The organism is Bordetella genomosp. 5 (genome assembly GCF_002261475.1).
Lineage (GTDB): Bacteria > Pseudomonadota > Gammaproteobacteria > Burkholderiales > Burkholderiaceae_B > Bordetella.
The window spans coordinates 319672-335993 of the sequence record NZ_NEVN01000005.1; the positions used below are offsets into that span (position 1 = coordinate 319672).

15 protein-coding genes are annotated in these 16322 nt (G+C 69.6%); 12 read left to right on the forward strand and 3 right to left on the reverse strand.

All coding sequences use genetic code 11. The features are described from left to right. Positions 1–126 precede the first annotated feature (126 nt). Positions 127–633: a YciE/YciF ferroxidase family protein gene (locus tag CEK29_RS11550; protein WP_094799911.1), complete on the forward strand. Its 507-nt coding sequence runs from the start codon at positions 127–129 to the stop codon at positions 631–633. A 269-nt stretch (positions 634–902) separates the two neighbouring features. Here CEK29_RS11550 and CEK29_RS11555 read toward each other — a convergent pair whose 3' ends face one another. Together CEK29_RS11555 and CEK29_RS11560 are read right to left on the reverse strand one after the other, a co-directional pair. Next, positions 903–1271 carry a DUF1488 family protein gene (locus CEK29_RS11555; protein WP_176456883.1) on the reverse strand — a complete coding sequence of 123 codons (369 nt, stop codon included), beginning with the start codon at positions 1269–1271 and terminating at the stop codon, positions 903–905. A 77-nt stretch (positions 1272–1348) separates the two neighbouring features. After that, positions 1349–2371, reverse strand: coding sequence for a DUF2243 domain-containing protein (locus CEK29_RS11560; protein WP_094858163.1), 1023 nt, complete (start codon positions 2369–2371; stop codon positions 1349–1351). Between the two features lie 175 nt (positions 2372–2546). Between CEK29_RS11560 and CEK29_RS11565 the strand changes: the two genes are divergently transcribed. From CEK29_RS11565 to CEK29_RS11615, 11 genes are all read left to right on the forward strand, one after another. Continuing rightward, positions 2547–5291: an ATP-binding cassette domain-containing protein gene (locus CEK29_RS11565; protein WP_094858164.1), complete on the forward strand. Its 2745-nt coding sequence runs from the start codon at positions 2547–2549 to the stop codon at positions 5289–5291. A 388-nt stretch (positions 5292–5679) separates the two neighbouring features. Further along, complete coding sequence (locus CEK29_RS11570) at positions 5680–6951, forward strand: glycosyltransferase (RefSeq protein WP_094799914.1); 1272 nt, start codon at positions 5680–5682, stop codon at positions 6949–6951. Between the two features lie 11 nt (positions 6952–6962). Next, positions 6963–7691: an SDR family oxidoreductase gene (locus CEK29_RS11575; RefSeq protein ID WP_094858165.1), complete on the forward strand. Its 729-nt coding sequence runs from the start codon at positions 6963–6965 to the stop codon at positions 7689–7691. Next, a complete protein-coding gene (locus CEK29_RS11580) occupies positions 7682–8281 on the forward strand; it encodes a D-glycero-alpha-D-manno-heptose-1,7-bisphosphate 7-phosphatase (RefSeq protein ID WP_094858166.1) in 600 nt (199 codons plus the stop codon). The genes CEK29_RS11575 and CEK29_RS11580 overlap by 10 nt, the downstream gene beginning before the upstream one ends. Beyond that, a complete protein-coding gene (locus CEK29_RS11585; RefSeq protein ID WP_255176137.1) occupies positions 8278–9441 on the forward strand; it encodes a glycosyltransferase family 9 protein in 1164 nt (387 codons plus the stop codon). The genes CEK29_RS11580 and CEK29_RS11585 overlap by 4 nt, the downstream gene beginning before the upstream one ends. 9 nt (positions 9442–9450) lie before the next feature. Then, on the forward strand, positions 9451–11190 hold the full coding sequence (locus CEK29_RS11590; RefSeq protein WP_094858167.1) for a carbamoyltransferase family protein: 1740 nt from the start codon (positions 9451–9453) through the stop codon (positions 11188–11190). Further along, positions 11187–12191: a glycosyltransferase family 2 protein gene (locus CEK29_RS11595; RefSeq protein ID WP_094858168.1), complete on the forward strand. Its 1005-nt coding sequence runs from the start codon at positions 11187–11189 to the stop codon at positions 12189–12191. Before CEK29_RS11590 ends, CEK29_RS11595 begins: the two co-directional genes overlap by 4 nt. After that, positions 12188–13249, forward strand: a complete 1062-nt coding sequence (locus CEK29_RS11600) for a glycosyltransferase family 9 protein (protein ID WP_094858169.1) — start codon at positions 12188–12190, stop codon at positions 13247–13249. Before CEK29_RS11595 ends, CEK29_RS11600 begins: the two co-directional genes overlap by 4 nt. Further along, the gene (locus CEK29_RS11605) at positions 13246–14235 is read left to right on the forward strand and encodes a glycosyltransferase family 4 protein (protein WP_094858170.1); all 990 of its coding nucleotides are present in this window, start codon (positions 13246–13248) and stop codon (positions 14233–14235) included. The genes CEK29_RS11600 and CEK29_RS11605 overlap by 4 nt, the downstream gene beginning before the upstream one ends. After that, on the forward strand, positions 14232–15209 hold the full coding sequence (locus CEK29_RS11610) for a UDP-glucuronic acid decarboxylase family protein (protein ID WP_094799921.1): 978 nt from the start codon (positions 14232–14234) through the stop codon (positions 15207–15209). The genes CEK29_RS11605 and CEK29_RS11610 overlap by 4 nt, the downstream gene beginning before the upstream one ends. A 12-nt stretch (positions 15210–15221) precedes the next feature. Continuing rightward, on the forward strand, positions 15222–15488 hold the full coding sequence (locus tag CEK29_RS11615; RefSeq protein WP_094799922.1) for a DUF1488 family protein: 267 nt from the start codon (positions 15222–15224) through the stop codon (positions 15486–15488). Positions 15489–15535: 47 nt separating this feature from the next. Here the strand turns inward: CEK29_RS11615 and CEK29_RS23895 are convergent, their stop codons facing one another. Next, positions 15536–16285 carry a hypothetical protein gene (locus CEK29_RS23895; RefSeq protein WP_176456884.1) on the reverse strand — a complete coding sequence of 250 codons (750 nt, stop codon included), beginning with the start codon at positions 16283–16285 and terminating at the stop codon, positions 15536–15538. Positions 16286–16322: the final 37 nt, after the last annotated feature.

Sequence of the window (16322 nt, forward strand, 5' to 3'; positions counted from 1 at the left end):
CGGGCCAGCCGCGTCGCGTCCCGCAGCCGGGCGCGGTGCACGGACTTGTATCCGGGAACGCTGGTTGCGTGAGCAACGATATCGGCGGCACGTCGATTTTTTTACCTTTCATTCAGGAGATAAGTCATGGCTGCAAAAACCCTGCAAGACCTGTTCATCCACGAACTCTCGGACATCTACAGCGCCGAGAAGCAGTTGACGCGCGCCTTGCCCAAGATGGCGCGTGCCGCCACCGACGAAAAGCTGGCCGAAGCCTTCACGCTGCATCTGGAGGAAACCCGTGGCCAGATCGAGCGCATCGACAAGATGGTGGAAGGCAGCGACCTGCGCCTGAAACGCGTCAAGTGCATGGCGATGGAAGGGCTGGTCGAAGAGGCCAAGGAAATTCTCGAAGAAGTCGAGAAGGGCCCGGTGCTCGATGCGGCGCTGATCGCCGCCGCGCAAAAGGTGGAGCATTATGAAATCGCCAGCTATGGCACGCTGTGCACCTTCGCCAAGCAACTGGGCGAAACCGAAGCGCTGAAGCTGCTGAAGGAAACGCTGGCCGAAGAGAAGGCCACCGACGAGAAGCTCAGCATGCTCGCGCTGTCTCAGGCCAACGCCGAGGCGGCAAATGCGGGCAAGGCCAAGTAAAACTTGCCATCACCCGCCGGCCCTCTGGCAGGGTCGGCACGGTGAGATCGGCAAGGGGCACGGCGACGCGGCCCCGGGGAGATGCTCCTGGTGGAGACGACCCCGGGGCCGCGGCGCGTCTGGGCACCGGGGCCGGCTGCCGCCGTTGTCGCGCACCGATAAAAAAACCCGCCGGGATCGCCGGCGGGCCACTCGCTATGCAACCAATTAGTGAAGGGCTGTGCGGCCGCACGGCGCCTGCGCGAGGGGCCGCGTGACGGCAGACGTGGTCAGGGGCGCGCTGCCGCGGCAGACGCGCCACCGCCGTGCTGTGCCAGCGCGGCATCGGTGACCAGCACACCGCCGTCCAGCGTACTCGGCGCCATTTCCGACGCGATCGCATGCAGCCGCGCGTAGTGCCGGCGATACGCTTGCAGCAGGCTGGCCTCGTTGGGCTCGGCGCCCAAGCCTTCGACCATGGCCTTGTTCGACACGGCCACACGCACGGGCGTGGCGCCGCCCAGCAGGGTGAAGCGGACGCAGGCGCCATCGACATGCGCGTCCGGGTCGGCGGCGTCGACGCGGGGCGACGGATCGCCCGCGCCAGGTACCGGGCGCGGGGTCGCGCGGGAAGATTGGGCGGAAGAAGTCAGGGGCATGGTCGATCTCCTGCTGAGCGGGGGATGCACGCTGCGAGCAATCCGCGTGCCCACGGCGGGATCCGGGCTCATCGGCGCTACGCCGGCGCGGGGGCCGTGCGGGCCCTGGCGCCCGCGACATCGGCCGACAGCCACCGGCTGCAGCCGCCGGGCAGCGTCGCGCCGCTCACGTAGAGCGCGCCGGCGCCATAGAGCGAAAGCCGGTCCGCGAAGCCCAGGCCGGTCAGCACCCAGACTTCGCCGGCGGGATCCGACCACAACACGCGGCCGTCGCCTTCCGGCAGACGCGCGATCAGGGCTGCGGGCCCCTGGCCGGGTCTCAGCGTGACCACGGTGGTGTCCAGGTCCTGCCCGAGCGGGAACAGGTTCAGGCCGGCCGCGCCCAGCGTCGCCAGCGTGAGCACGGCGATAGCCATGGACCGCGCGAGCGAAGGGGGCCGCACGGCGTGGGACGCGTGCGCCTGCGCCGGCATGAAGGTCATGCGGGGACCCTGGCCGCCACTCGCCGCGCCGCCGGCCGACGAGACGGGCCGCAGCGGCGCGGCGCCGCTGTGCGAACCGCCGCGCGTGTCGCGATGATCGCCGGGGCCGCCGGTGCCGCCGCCCGAGCCGGGAGGCCGCGCCCGCGAGCGGCGCGCCATCCGCCAGCCGAGCCAGATCGGCGCGAGCCCGAACAGCACGAGCCAGATCAGGTCCCACATGAGCGGCACCTCGCTGTCCATGCGGACCCGGTGGATGCCGGTGATCCAATGCGAGACGAGCGCATCGATCACGTGCCACGCGCCGAAGCCGATCCAGAACGCCGGCCAGGGCGAGCCGGTCGCCGGGCCGAGCGTGCGGGCGCGGTACAACTGCCACAGCCCCAGCGCGGCGATCACGTACATGAGCGCATGAAAAATGCCGTCCATCGTGATCTGGAACCGGAGGCTGGAGAACATGCCCCCGCTCACGCCCGACAGCAGGTGATGCCATTGCAGGATCTGATGCAACAGGATGCCGTCGAAGAAGCCCCCCATCGCGAAACCGAGCAGTCCGCCCGCGCGGCGCAGGCGATGGTCTTGCGGGGCCGCGGTGGCGGGCCAGACGTGAGACGAGGTCATGGTGGCGTCAATCAAGAAGGCGGTGCATGAGGGGAGCCCGCAGCCAGCAACCCGCATACCTGCGACCGACGCAACAGAGGCAGAGGACGCAGGACGGGATAGGAACACAGGTTGCTGCGCCTGCCGCCGCATCCGCCATCGCGGCTTTGGAACCTCCCATGAGTCTGGATACGTCATGACGACCCGGCAGCCCGGCGACAACGATTTCGCCCGCAAGGAGGTCACGCGCACCATTCTCGAGGCGCTGTGGCGACGGCGCCGGCGCACGGCCATCGCGATCGTGCTGCTCATCGTGGCCAAGCTGCTGATGGTGCTGGTGCCGGTGCTGCTCAAACATGTGGTCGACCGGCTCAGCGCGCCCGGGATGCTGGTGCTGCCCGCGTTCCTCCTGTTGGGCTACGCCCTGATACGCTTCGGCGGCAGCCTCTTCACCGAGCTGCGCGACGTGGTGTTCGTGCGCGTGGCGCAACAGGCCGTGGCCGATTTCACGGTCCGCATCTTCGACCAGCTGCAGCGGCTGGGCGCGCGCTTTCATGGCACGCGCCAGACCGGCAGTCTGGCCCGCGATGTGGAGCGCGGCACGGCCGGTCTGGGCTTTCTGCTGGGCACGGGGCTGTTCACGCTGCTGCCCACGCTGGTAGAGATCGTGTCCGTGGTGGCGATCCTGCTGGCCGGCTACAGCGCCTGGTTCGCGCTCATCGTCGCGCTCACCTTCGTCGCGTACTTCTCCTACACCGTGGTCATGGTGCGCAAACGCGTGCCCTACCAGCGCCAGTTGAACGAGCTGGACTCGCTCGCGAGCGGGCGCATCGTCGACAGCCTGTTGAACTACGAAGCCGTCAAGCTCAACGCCAACGAGGCGCTCGAGTCGGGCCGGCTGCGGGGGGTGCTCGACGATTGGGCCGGCGTCGGCATACGCAATCAGTATTCGCTGTCCCGCCTGCACGTGGGGCAGAGCGGCATCATCGCCTGCGGCGTGGCCGCCGTGATGCTGCTGGCCGGACAGCATGTGGTGGCCGGCCGGATGACGGTGGGCGACCTCGTGCTGGTGAATGCCTACATCATCCAGATCTGCCTGCCGCTGAACACGCTGGGCCTGATCTTCCGCCAGGCGAAAGAAGCCTTCGTCAACGCGGAGCGTGTGTGCGAGCTGCTGCGCCTGCCCACCGAACAGGGCGAACAGGCCGGCCTGCCACCGCTGACAGCGGGCGCGGGTGGCATCCGGTTCGAGGGGGTGGGGTTCGGCTACGACGCGGGCCGCCAGATCCTGTGGGATATCGATCTGGAAGTGCCGCCCGGTACGACGCTGGCCGTGGTGGGCGGCAGCGGCTCGGGCAAATCCACGCTGGCGCGCTTGCTGTTCCGCTTTCACGACCCGACCGTGGGGCGTGTGCTGCTCAACGGACAGGATCTGCGCACGGTCAGCCTGACGAGCATCCGGCGCGCGCTGGGCATCGTGCCGCAGGACACGCTGCTGTTCAATGACACGATCGCCTTCAACATCGGCTACAGCGATCCGGCCGCCACGCGCGAGCAGATCGTCCAGGCGGCACGGGCCGCCCGCGTTCACGATTTCATCGAAAGCCTGCCCGCCGGCTACGACACGCCGGTCGGCGAACGCGGGGTCAAGCTCTCGGGCGGCGAACGCCAGCGCATCGCCATCGCACGGGTGATACTCAAAAACCCGTCGATCCTCGTCTTCGACGAGGCCACCTCGGCGCTCGACACGCGCACCGAGCGTGCGATCCAGGGTGAGCTGGAACGGATCTCGCGCGGTCGCACCACGCTCATCATCGCGCACCGGCTTTCCACGATCGTGCACGCGGAGCAGATCGTGGTGCTCGACCGGGGTCGCGTGGCCGAGCGCGGCCGGCACGACGAATTGCTGGCCCGGGACGGCCTGTATGCGCAGATGTGGGCGCTGCAGCGTCAGCAACACGCGCTGGAGGCGGCCGGCGAGCAGGAGACGCGCCAGCCCGTGCATCTTGCGGCTGTCGTGGCGGGCGTGCTCGATGCCGCGCGCGACCTGGCGCACGACAAGGGCGTGAACCTCTACACGCTGATCGGCCAGGAAGCCTCGCGCATCACTGGCGATCCGAGCGCGATCCAGCGCCTGGTGTGGGACCTGTGCATGCACGCCATCGCCGTCACACCGGCCGGCGGGCGCGTGGAAATCCGGCTCGCCCGCGCGGGTGGCCTGGCCTCGCTGGCCGTGACGGACGGCCGCGAGACGACGCTGCACAGCGGCGCGACCGCCGGACCGGACGGCGCCACGCCGCTCGAGACCGGCTTGCCCGGCGCCGCGCCCGGCATTGCCGCCTTGCTGGTGCCCGATACGCTGCGTGAGGTGGCCGCGCTCGACCCGGCCGAGCTGGCCGCCCGCGCGCAACGGCAGGGAGGCATGTTCCACAGCCAGGTGTCGGCGGCGGGCGGTGTGACCTACGCCGTGGAATTTCCGTTGCGGGCGGTCGACAGCGCACCGGCGCGCGAGGAACTGGCGCCGTCGACGCTGCGGCATACGGACGTGATGGTGGTGGACGACCAGCCCGAAGCCCGGGAGATCGTCGGCGAGGTGCTGCGTGAACACGGCGCGAATGTCAGCGTTTACGCCGATGGCACCAGCGCCCTGGCCGCGCTGGCCGCGATGCCCTCGGCCGCGTGGCCGCAAGTGCTGGTGTGCGATCTGTCGCTGGGCGACATGGACGGCTACGAGGTCGTCGGGCGCCTGCGGGCGCTCGAAGCCGAGCGCGGTGCCGCGCTGGCGCATCGGGTCGCGGCATTGGCCTTGTCGGGCCACGCCAGCCAGGAAGACCGCCTGCGCAGCCTGTTGGCGGGGTTTCAGGTGCATCTCGCCAAACCGGCCGACATCAATGAGCTGGTCGCCACCGTGGGCGCGCTGGTGCCGCTGCGCCGGGGCTGAGCGGGCGCGCGACGCTTTGCCGTTTCGCGCGCGCGGTACAGCGCCGCGCTGCGGTCCGGTCGACAGCGATTCGTTGCGCGCGAAACGTTTTCGGCGGGCGCCGTGATACCGGGATCAAGCGGGGGATCAAGCGGGGGAGCAATCGCGGCATCAAGCGGGGGATCAAGTGCCCCTCGTCATTCTTACGCCCGTCCTGTAAGAAGTGCCTGATCCCCGTGGGTGCCGCGAAATCCGTCGCGCTGAGAAGCGCTTCTCAGCGGCCTCGACGGCACAGTGCTTGCGTTCCCGTCCCGCATCTGGAGAGCCTCGTCCGAAGCCTTGGCGGCGGCACCCGGAGACCCGCCACACCCGCTGTGGCCCCGAGTGGCCGTATCAAAGGAGCAGGGACATGAGAAGGATCGCCGTGATCAGTGAACACGCGTCGCCGCTTGCCGTCGCGGGCAGCGTGGACAGTGGTGGGCAGAACATTTATGTGGCGCAGATCGCGCGCCAGCTGGGTGCGTCGGGCGTGCATGTCGACGTGTTCACGCGCAAGGACAACCCCCTGCAGCCGGAGGTGGTGCACTGGCTGCCCAACGTCAACGTCATCCACGTTCCGGCCGGGCCGGCCTGCTATCTGCCCAAGGAAACGCTGCTGCCGCACATGGACGCCTTTTCGGCCTACCTGATGCGCTATGTGTCGCTGAGCCTGCATGGCTACGACGCCCTGCATGCGAACTTCTTCATGTCGGCGCACGCCGCGCTGCCCGTGGCTCAGGCGCACGGCATTCCGCTGGCGGTCACGTTTCACGCCTTGGGCAAGGTGCGCCGGCGTCACCAGCAGGAGGCCGACAAGTTTCCGGACAGCCGCTTCGACATCGAAGACGAGATCGTGCGGCATGCCGACCGCATCATCGCCGAATGTCCCGAGGACCGGCTCGATCTGCTCCAGCTCTACAGCGCCGATCCGCGCCGCATCGACATCGTGCCTTGCGGTTACGACGCCGCGGAAATGCGCCCGATGCCACAGGCTCAGGCGCGCGCCGAGCTCGGCTGGGCCGACGACGACTTCCGTCTGCTGCAGCTCGGCCGCATGGTGCCCCGCAAGGGCGTTGACAACGTGATCCTGGGCCTCGCGAGGCTGCGCCAGGACCATGGCATCGCCGCCAGGCTGTGCGTGGTGGGCGGCAACAGCGATCTGCCGAACGAGCGCGCCACGCCGGAGATCGGCCGGCTGCGCCGCCTGGCCGAGGACGCCGGGGTGGGCCCGTGGGTGCAGTTCGAGGGACGGCGCGCGCGCGCGGACCTGGCGCGCTATTACTGCGCGAGCGACGTGTTCGTCACCACGCCCTGGTATGAGCCCTTCGGCATCACGCCGGTGGAGGCGATGGCCTGCGGGCGCCCGGTGGTGGGTTCGGACACCGGCGGCATCCGAACTACCGTGGTCGATGGGCGCACGGGCCTGCTCGTGCCGCCCAAGAATCCCGAGGCGCTGGCGGCCTGTCTGGCCCAGCTGGCGCGCGATCCGGCGCTGCGCCACCGCATGGGGCAGGCAGGACGCGAGCGCGCGCGGCGTCATTACACCTGGCGCCGCGTGGCGCGGGATCTGTTGAACGTGTACGGCCGGATGATCGCCGGACAACCCGCCACGCAGCCGCGCGCGGCACGCATCGCGGCGTGAAGGAGCGAACGATGAACGAGTGGGAGAGTCTGACGGACCGGGTCGTGCTGGTGACGGGCGGGGGCAGCGGCCTGGGCGCCGCGCTATGCGAGATGCTGGCGGCCGACGGCGCGCGCGTGGCGATCGCCGACATCGATGGGCAGCGAGCCGCCGTGCTGGCGGAGCGGCTGCGCGCGCAGGGCGCGGATGTGCTGCCGCTCGCGATGGACGTGGGCGTGTTGCTCGATGTGCGGGACGGACTCGAGGCTGCCCATCGGCATTTCGGCCGGCTCGACGCCATCGTGAACAGCGCTGGCGTGGACGTGACGGCGCCCCTCGAAGGTCTCGACGCCGACGTGTGGGAGCGTGTGCTGCGCACCAACCTGACCGGTCCGTTCCTGATGGCCAAGTTCGCGCAGCCATTACTGGCGCCGGGCGGTCATATCGTGAACATCGCGTCGACGGCCGCCCGCCGGGCCTGGCCGAATGCCAGCGTGTATCACGCCAGCAAGTGGGGCTTGATGGGCCTGTCGCATGCGCTGCATGCGGAGCTGCGCGGCGCCGGAATCAAGGTCAGCGCGGTCATCGCGGGCGGCATGCGCACGCCTTTCCTGCTCGATCGCTTTCCGGATATCGATGTCGACACACTGCAGGATCCCGCCAACGTGGCCCGCGCGGTGCGCTTCGTGTTGCTGCAGCCGCCCGAATCGGTGGTGCCGGAAGTGATGGTGCTGCCGATGAAGGAGACATCATGGCCCTGAGCCCGGCCATCTTCCTGGACAAGGACGGCACGCTGCTGGCCGACGTGCCCTACAACGTGGATCCGGCGCTGATGACGTTCGCGCCGGGCGCGCGGGCGGGCCTGCGGCGCCTGGCCTCGACAGGCCTGCCGCTGGTGGTGATCAGCAATCAGTCGGGGCTGGCGTATGGGCGTTTCGACGAGGCCCAGCTCGCGGCCATGGCGCAACGGCTGAAGCGGATGTTCAGCGATGCCGGCGCGCAGCTCGACGCCCTGTACTGGTGTCCGCATCATCCGGCCGGCAGCGTGTCGCGCTATGCCCGGCTGTGCGATTGCCGCAAGCCCGCCTGCGGCCTGCTGCGGCGGGCGGCGAAGGATCTGCGCCTGGATCTGTCCGCATCGTGGATGATCGGCGACATCCTCGATGACGTCGAGGCCGGGCGCCGGGCCGGCTGCGAGACCGTACTGCTGAATGTGGGCAACGAAACGATCTGGCGCGGCGGCCCGCTGCGCCGGCCCCGTATCGTGGTGCCCGATCTGCTGGCGGCCGCCGACGCGGTGCTGGCGCGGCTGGCGAGCCGCGGCGGGCTGCTCAACGGGGTGGCGGCATGAGCGCCGTCCTGTCGCGCGACGAGACCGGACACGAGATGGCGCCGCCTGTGCCGGACCCGCATGCCGCGCCGGGTGCCGCCGACTGGGCCGACTGCCGTCATCTGCTGTGCATACGGCTCGACAACATGGGCGACGTGCTGATGAGCACGCCGGCCATGCGGGCGCTGCGCGATGGCGGCAGGCGGCGCATTACGCTGCTGGCCTCGCCGTCGGGCGCGCAGCTCGCGCCGTTCGTGGCGGAGATCGATGCGACGGTCGTACACGAGGCGGCGTGGGTGAAGAACGGCTCTCGTGGACATCAGGGCGATCTCGACGCCATTGCGCGTATGCGTGCGCTCGGCGTGGATGGGGCGGTGATTTTCACCGTATACAGCCAGAGCGCCTTGCCGGCCGCGCTGCTGTGCCATCTGGCCGGTATTCCGCGCGTGCTGGCCTACAGCCGCGAGAACCCGTACCGCCTGATCTCTCATTGGCAACGCGAGACGGAGCCGGAGTCCGGGACGCGGCACGAGGTGCAGCGCCAGCTGGATCTGGTGGCCGCCATCGGCGCGCGCTGCGACGATGTGGGGCTGTCCTTCAAGGTGCGCGAGATCGACCGCCGGGGTCTGCACGCCACCTTGCACGCCGCCGGTGTGACGGAGCGCTCGGGCTGGATCGCGGTGCACGCGGGCGCCACGGCAAGCTCGCGCCGCTATCCGGGCGCGCTGCTGGTGGAGGCGCTCACGCGTCTGCGGGGGGAGGGCCGCCGTGTGCTGCTGCTGGGCGGCAGCGAGGATCCGGCGCTCGCCGCGGCGCTGATGCGGGCGCGCGCCTTGTTGCCCGGTCTCATCGATCTGTCGGGTCGGCTCTCGCTGGGCGAACTGGGCGCGGCGCTCGAAGGGGCCAGCGTGTTCATCTGCAACAACAGCGGGCCGGCCCACATGGCGTCGGCGCTGCGGGTGCCGGTGGTGGACCTCTACGCGCTGACCAACCCCCAGCACACACCCTGGCAGACGGCGGCGCGCGTGCTCAATCACGATGTGCCCTGCAAGTACTGCTACCGCAGCGTGTGCCCGCAGGGGCACCACGCCTGCCTCGCCGGGGTGGCGCCCGCGCGCGTGGCCGCGGCCGCGCACGAACTCTTGGATCTGCGCCGGCGCGCCCCGCGGGCCGCTGCATAGGAGACGACCATGTACACCCTAGGCATCAACGCCGCCTACCACGACTGCTCCGCCGCGCTGGTTCGCGATGGCGTCGTGCTCGCCGCGGCGGAAGAAGAGCGCTTCACGCGCGTCAAGCACGGCAAGCGGCCGGTGCCGTTCACCGCCTGGCAACTGCCGTATCACGCGATCGATTACTGCCTGGCCGAAGCGGGCATCCGGCTGCGCGACGTGGACCACATCGTCTACTCCTACGATCCCCGGCTGCTGGGGCAGGGCGCGAGCCTGGCGCCCGAGATCGTGCTGCCGCTCGAACCGTCGCGGGCCGGCGTCGGTCCGGATGGCGAATCGCCCTGGGACCCGCTGTTCATCTCCTATCTGGTCAACGCGCCGCGTCAGCTGCTGGACGGCGCGCCCCATCACCTCAAGTCCCCGCGCTTCGACGACCTGACGCTGGACCACATCCAGTCCCGCTGGACCTATCTCGACCATCATCTGGCGCACGAAGCCAGCGCGTTCCTTGCCACGCCGCACCCGGAGTCCGCCGTGCTCACCATGGACGGGCGCGGCGAGCGCGTCACCACCAGCTATGGCCATTTTCACGATGGCGAGTATGCGCGGCTCAAACAGATCGATCTGCCGCACTCGCTCGGCCTGCTTTACGAGGACGTCACGCGCTATCTCGGGTTCCTGCATTCTTCCGACGAATACAAGGTGATGGCGCTCGCATCATTCGGCACGCCCACCTATCGCAAGGAGTTTCGCGAGATCCTGCAGCTGGAAGAGGCGGGCGGCTATTCGCTCCAGCCGGCGCGTCTGGTCGAACGCTTCGGACCTGCGCGGCGGCGGGGCGCGACCTTCGATGAGCGGCACAAGAACATCGCCAGCTCGCTGCAGTATGTCTTGGAGGAAACCGCGCTGCACATGGTGCAATGGCTGCACGAGCAGACCGGCGCGCGGGCCTTGAGCATGGCGGGCGGCGTGGCGCTCAACTGCGTCATGAACGCGCGGATCGCCCGCGATGGTCCGTTCGAGGATGTGTGGGTTCAGCCGGCCGCAGGCGATGCGGGCACGGCGCTGGGCGCGGCGCTCTATGTCGATTACCACCGGCGCGGCCAGGGCCGGGCGTGGACGATGGAGCATGCCTACCTCGGGCCCGCGTACGACGACGAGACCATCGAGCGCTTCCTCGATCAATCGCGGCTGGCCTACCGCAGGCTCGACGACGTGGCGGGCGAGACGGCTGCGCTGCTTGCGCAGCAGAAGATCATCGGCTGGTTCCAGGGGCGCATGGAGTTCGGCCCGCGCGCGTTGGGCTCGCGCTCGATCCTGGCCGCGCCGCTCGACAGTGCCATGCAGGCACGCCTCAATGGCCTGAAGGATCGAGAGGATTTTCGGCCGGTGGCGCCGGTCGTGATGGAAGAGCGGGCGGTGGAGTGGTTCGACGGGCGCGGCGCCGCGCGGATCTGTGCGCCGTTCATGCTGTTCGTGTACGACGTCCTGCCGCACCGCGCGCGGCAGATTCCCGCGGTCAGGCACATCGACGGCACGGCGCGGGTCCAGACGGTCCGGCGCGATCAGAACGAGCGCTATTACGACCTGCTCGCCGCCTTCGAAAAGCTGACGGGCGTGCCGGTGCTCGTGAACACGTCGTTCAACACCCGCGGCGAACCCGTCGTCTGCACGCCGCGCGATGCGGTCGAATCGTTCTGGAGCTCGCCGCTGGACGCGCTCGTGATCGGCTCCTACCTGGTCGAGAAGCCGCGATGAGGTCCGAAGCGGGCGGCGTGCTGGTGTCGGTGGTCGTGCCCACTTGCGGACGGCCCGAATTGCTCGGGCGCTGTCTCGCCGCGCTGGGCATGCAGCAGTTCCCGGGCGACATGTACGAGGTGATCGTGTGCGATGACGGCGCGTCCGCGGCGACCGAGGCGCAGGTGACCGGCGTCGCCCTGAGCTGGGACGGCCTGCCGGCGTTGCGCTATCTCGCCGTGCATGAAACCCGCGGCCCGGCCGGGGCCCGCAATGCGGGCTGGCGTGCGGCACGCGGCAGTCTGATCGCGTTTACCGACGATGACACCATTCCGGCGCCGGATTGGGTGGGGCAGGGCGTGCGTGCGCTGACGCCGGATGTGGCGGCGTTGAGCGGCGCGACCTCGATGCCCTTGCCCGATCCTCCCACCGATTACGAGCGTGACGCCAGCGGGCTGACGCGTTCCGAGTTCATCACCGCCAACTGCTTCGTGCGCCGCAGCGCGCTGCAACAGGTGGGCGGCTTCGACCCGCGTTTCACGATGGCCTGGCGCGAGGACTCCGATCTGCATTTCGCGCTGATCACCCAGGGCATGCGCGTGCTGCGCGCGCCGTTGGCGCGGGTCGAGCACCCGTATCGGCCGGTGCCGTTTCTCGGCGGGCTGCGCATGCAGAAGAAGGTGCTGTTCGATGGGCTGCTGTATCGCAAGCATCCCGATCTGTTCCGCACGCGCATCCGCAGCTCGCCGCCCTGGTTCTACTTCGTCACCTGCGCGGCGTTCGTCACGGCCCTTGCCCTGAGCGCGGCGGCGCTTGCCCGCATGCAGGGTCCGATGCCGGCCGCGTTCGTGTGGGTGGTGTGGCTGGCGCTGACCGGCATGTTCTTCGTCCGCCGGCTGCGCGGCACCGCCAGGCGGCCGCGCGACGTGCTGGACCTGCTCATCACCTCCGCCTGCATCCCCGTGCTCGCCACCTTCTGGCGCATCGTGGGAATGCTGCGTTTCGGCCGGGTGTACCCATGACGGCGCTGATCGACCCGGCCCGCCCGCCGCGCAGTATCGCGGTGTTCCGCGCCTTGCAGCTCGGTGACATGCTGTGCACCGTGCCGGCGCTGCGGGCGCTGCGGCGCGCCTGTCCGGACAGCCGCATCCTTCTGGTGGGACTCGCCGGCGCGCGCGGCTTTGTGAGCCGATTCTCCGCCTACGTGGACGAGCTGCTCGAGTTCCCCGGTGTCGCCGCGTTCCCGGAGCAGGCGCCGCGCGAGCAGGAACTGCCCGCGTTCTATCGCCGGATGCGGGCGCTTCGGCCCGACGTCGCCTTGCAGATGCATGGCAGCGGGGGTGTTGCCAATGGCATCGTGGCGCGGTTCGGCGCGCGCCGCTGGGGCGGCTTCGTGCCCGAGGCCGCCGAGGAGAGCCGCGGCGCGCGCATGCTCTGGCCCGACACGCTGCCGGAGCCACAGCGCTATCTGCGCCTGTTGCGTCATGTGGGTGTGCCGGCCGAGGATGACCGGCTCGAGTTGCCGCTGAGCGCGGCCGACGAAGCGGAAGTGGACGCCTTGATGGAGCGCCATGATCTGCGCCGTGAGCGGCTCGTCCTGATGCATGTGGGCGCGCGGCTGCCGTCGCGCCGCTGGCCGGTGGCGCGTTATGCCGAGGTGGCGAACCGGCTGTGCAGCGAAGGCTGGCAGGTCGTGCTGACCGGCACGCAGGAAGAACGGCCCTTGCTGGACGCGCTGCGGGCCCTGACGGGCGCGCGGCTCGGCGACGTGGCAGGGCAGACATCGCTGGGGGGCCTGGCGGCGTTGGTGCGCCGCAGCCGGCTCCTCGTCTGCAACGATACCGGGATCTCGCATGTGGCGGCCGCGGTGGGCGCGCGCAGCGTCGTGATCGCGTCGGGCAGCGACGTGCGGCGCTGGGCGCCGCGCGATACGGAGCGCAATCCCGTCCTGGCGGCGGACATGCCGTGCCGGCCGTGCAGCGTGTTCGACTGTCCGATCGGGCATCCCTGCGCACTCGCCGTGACGGTGCCGATGGTCATGGCACAGGTGCGGCGCCAACTCGCGGAGCCGGCGCCATGACCGCTGCCGACGCGAACAGACAAACGGATCCGGCGCGGGCGCGCAGGCCGCTGCGCATCCTCACCTGGCATGTGCACGGCAACTACTTGTATTCGCTCTCGCATGTGCCGCATACCTTCGTGGTGCCCGGCACCATGGACGGCCGGCCCGGCTATGGCCCGCTGGGAAAGCGCATCCCGTGGGGTCCCAACCTGAGCCAGGTGGCGGCAGGCTCGTTGCGCGACGAGCGCTTCGATTGCGTCATCTATCAGCATGCGAACAATCTGCGGGATGCCGAGCGGCTGTTGACGCCCGAGCAACGGCGGCTGCCCAGCCTCTATCTCGAGCACAACCCGCCGGAGCCGCATCCGACCGATACGCGCCACCCGTTCCAGCATGCCCGCGGCATGCTCGTACACGTGACCCATTACAACGCGATCATGTGGGACAGCGGAGCCATGCCGGCGCGCGTCATCGAGCATGGCGTGGCGGCGCCCGCGGTCCGATATGGCGGTGAGTTCGCCCGCGGCATCGTGGTCGTGAACCACCTGGCCCGCCGCGGGCGGCGGATCGGCCTGGATCTGTTCGAGACGCTACGCGCGCGCCATCCGCTGGACCTGATCGGCATGGGGTCCGAAGCGCTGGGCGGCCTGGGCGAGATTCCGAATATGGAAGTGGCGGCCTTCATGGCCCGCTATCGCTATTTCTTCAGCCCGATTCGATATGCGAGCCTGGGCCTGTCGCTGGTGGAGGCCATGCTGTGCGGGCTGCCGGTGGTGGGCTTCGCCGCCACCGAGCTGCCGACGGTCATCGTCAATGGCCAGAGCGGCTACGTGGATACGCGGCCCGAGCGGCTGGCCGAGGCGATGGCCGCGCTCGAACACGACCCCGACCTGGCGCGCCGCTGGGGCGCGGCCGCCCGCCTGACCGCGCTCACGCGCTTCGGCATGGAGCGATTCGTGGCCGACTGGCTGCGCGCGCTGGACGATCTCATGGAGACATCATGACGGAACTGACTTCTGCGCCGGGCCTGGCACTGGTGGCTGGCGGCGCGGGTTTCCTGGGTTCGCATCTGTGCGAACGGCTGCTGGCGCTGGACTGGCAGGTGGTGTGCCTGGACAACTTCCAGACCGGTCGGATGGAGAACATTGCCGGCCTGATGACGCATCCGCGCTTCACGCTGCGGCGGCAGGAGGTGGCACGGCCCGTCACCGACCTGCGGCCTGAGCGAATCTACAACCTTGCCTGTCCGGCATCGCCCGTGCACTACCAGGCCGACCCGATCGGCACGCTGCGCGCCTGCGTGCTCGGCTCGATGGCCTTGCTCGAACTGGCCGCCGAGAGCGGGGCACGCGTCTTGCAGGCGTCTACCAGCGAGGTGTACGGCGACCCGCTGGAGCATCCGCAGCGCGAGGGCTACTGGGGGCATGTGAACCCGGTGGGTCCTCGCTCCTGCTACGACGAGGGCAAGCGCTGCGCCGAGACGCTGTTCATGGAGTTTTCGCGCCAGCGCGGCGTGGTGGTGAAGATCGCGCGCATTTTCAACACCTACGGCCCCCGCATGGCGCCGGATGACGGGCGGGTCGTGTCCAACTTCATCGTGCAGGCGCTGTCGGGCAAGCCGCTCACGATTTACGGCGATGGCACACAGACGCGCTCGTTCTGCTACGTCGACGATCTGATCGAAGGCCTGATCCGCCTCATGGAGAGCCCGCCCGAACTGGCGTCTCCAGTGAACCTCGGTAATCCTGCGGAGATGAGCATGATGGAGATGGCCACGATGATACGCACGCTCACCGGCGTGGACGCGCCGCTGGAGTACCGCGCGCTGCCGCAGGACGATCCGGTGCATCGGTGCCCGGACATCTCGCTGGCCAGGAGCACGCTGGGCTGGTCCCCGCGCGTGGCGCCCGCCGACGGCCTGGCGCGCACGGTTGCGCATTTCGCGGCGCTGCAGGCCGCGCCGATTTCTTCACCCTGACAGGAGGTAACGATGACCAAATTCACCAAAGACACGCAGGCCCATGTCGAGCAGGACAACGTGGTGTTTCGCATGGAAACCGCGGGGGTCGAACGCGAGTTCGAAATATCGGGCGATGTGCTGCGCCGCCATTTCGGCGCGGAGGATGGCAGCCCGACCGCCTTGCTGAGGGCATTCGAGGCGGGCGCCGATGAGCTGCGCGCGGCGGGCAAGCGCACGCAGTGGGTGCCGGCCGATGGCCGGATCGAGCTCGGCGCGGGGGATTTCGAGGAAAGGTAGCGCGAAGCTGGGGCGCGCGGCGAGCTGCCGCGCGCCCCTTGCCGCCGTCAGTTGTCACGTACCGGCGTGCCGTTCGGACGCCGGACGGCCGCGTTGTTGGTCTCGGGCGCGCCCGGCAAGGTGCCGTCGCGCGCCTCGCGCTCCTCGACGGCCTCGGCCCGGTCGAAACCGGTGCCGTCCGGATCCTGCACGCGCGGCGGATGATCGAGGTCGGGCGTCGCGGGGGTGTCGGCCCGGCCACTGGGCCGCAGTGCGCCGGCGTTGGTGTCGGGTTGGCCGCTGATGCGGTCGGGGAATTTTTCGGTCATGGAAGACTCCTTGGTTCGAGCCTGGCGGCGACGCCAGAGCAGGGAAGCGAGGCCGATCCCCGCGCCGAAGGCGAGGTAGGCACAGAAGAGGGCGGTGCGCGGCAGCCGGTGCTCGAAGCCCGGCGTAAAGCGCTTCGGCGTCAGCACGTAATCGGCGAAGCAGGCCACTGCGGCGGCGGCCATGCCGCCCACCATGGCCCCGCCCGGCGTGTCGGCGCGGGGCAGGTCCTGCGTCGCCCGCGCATGCAGGGCGGCCCAGAACAGCGACGCGCCGTGGTGCACCACGTAACCGGTCACGGTGTGACGGACCGAGGGGCCGTCGGCGCGCAAGGCGGGTCGGCCCCACAGCCACTGGCTGGTGGCGTTGGTGGGGGCATAAGCGCTGTCGCTGTAGCGGCGGCCGGCCGCCATGAGTACGGCAGTGGACAGCAGACTGGCGGCGGTGCCGCTGCGCAGTCCTTCACGCACGGCAGAATTCCACTTCGACATGTTTCCTCCGGGGCGGTTGCGGGTATGGCGGTTGCTT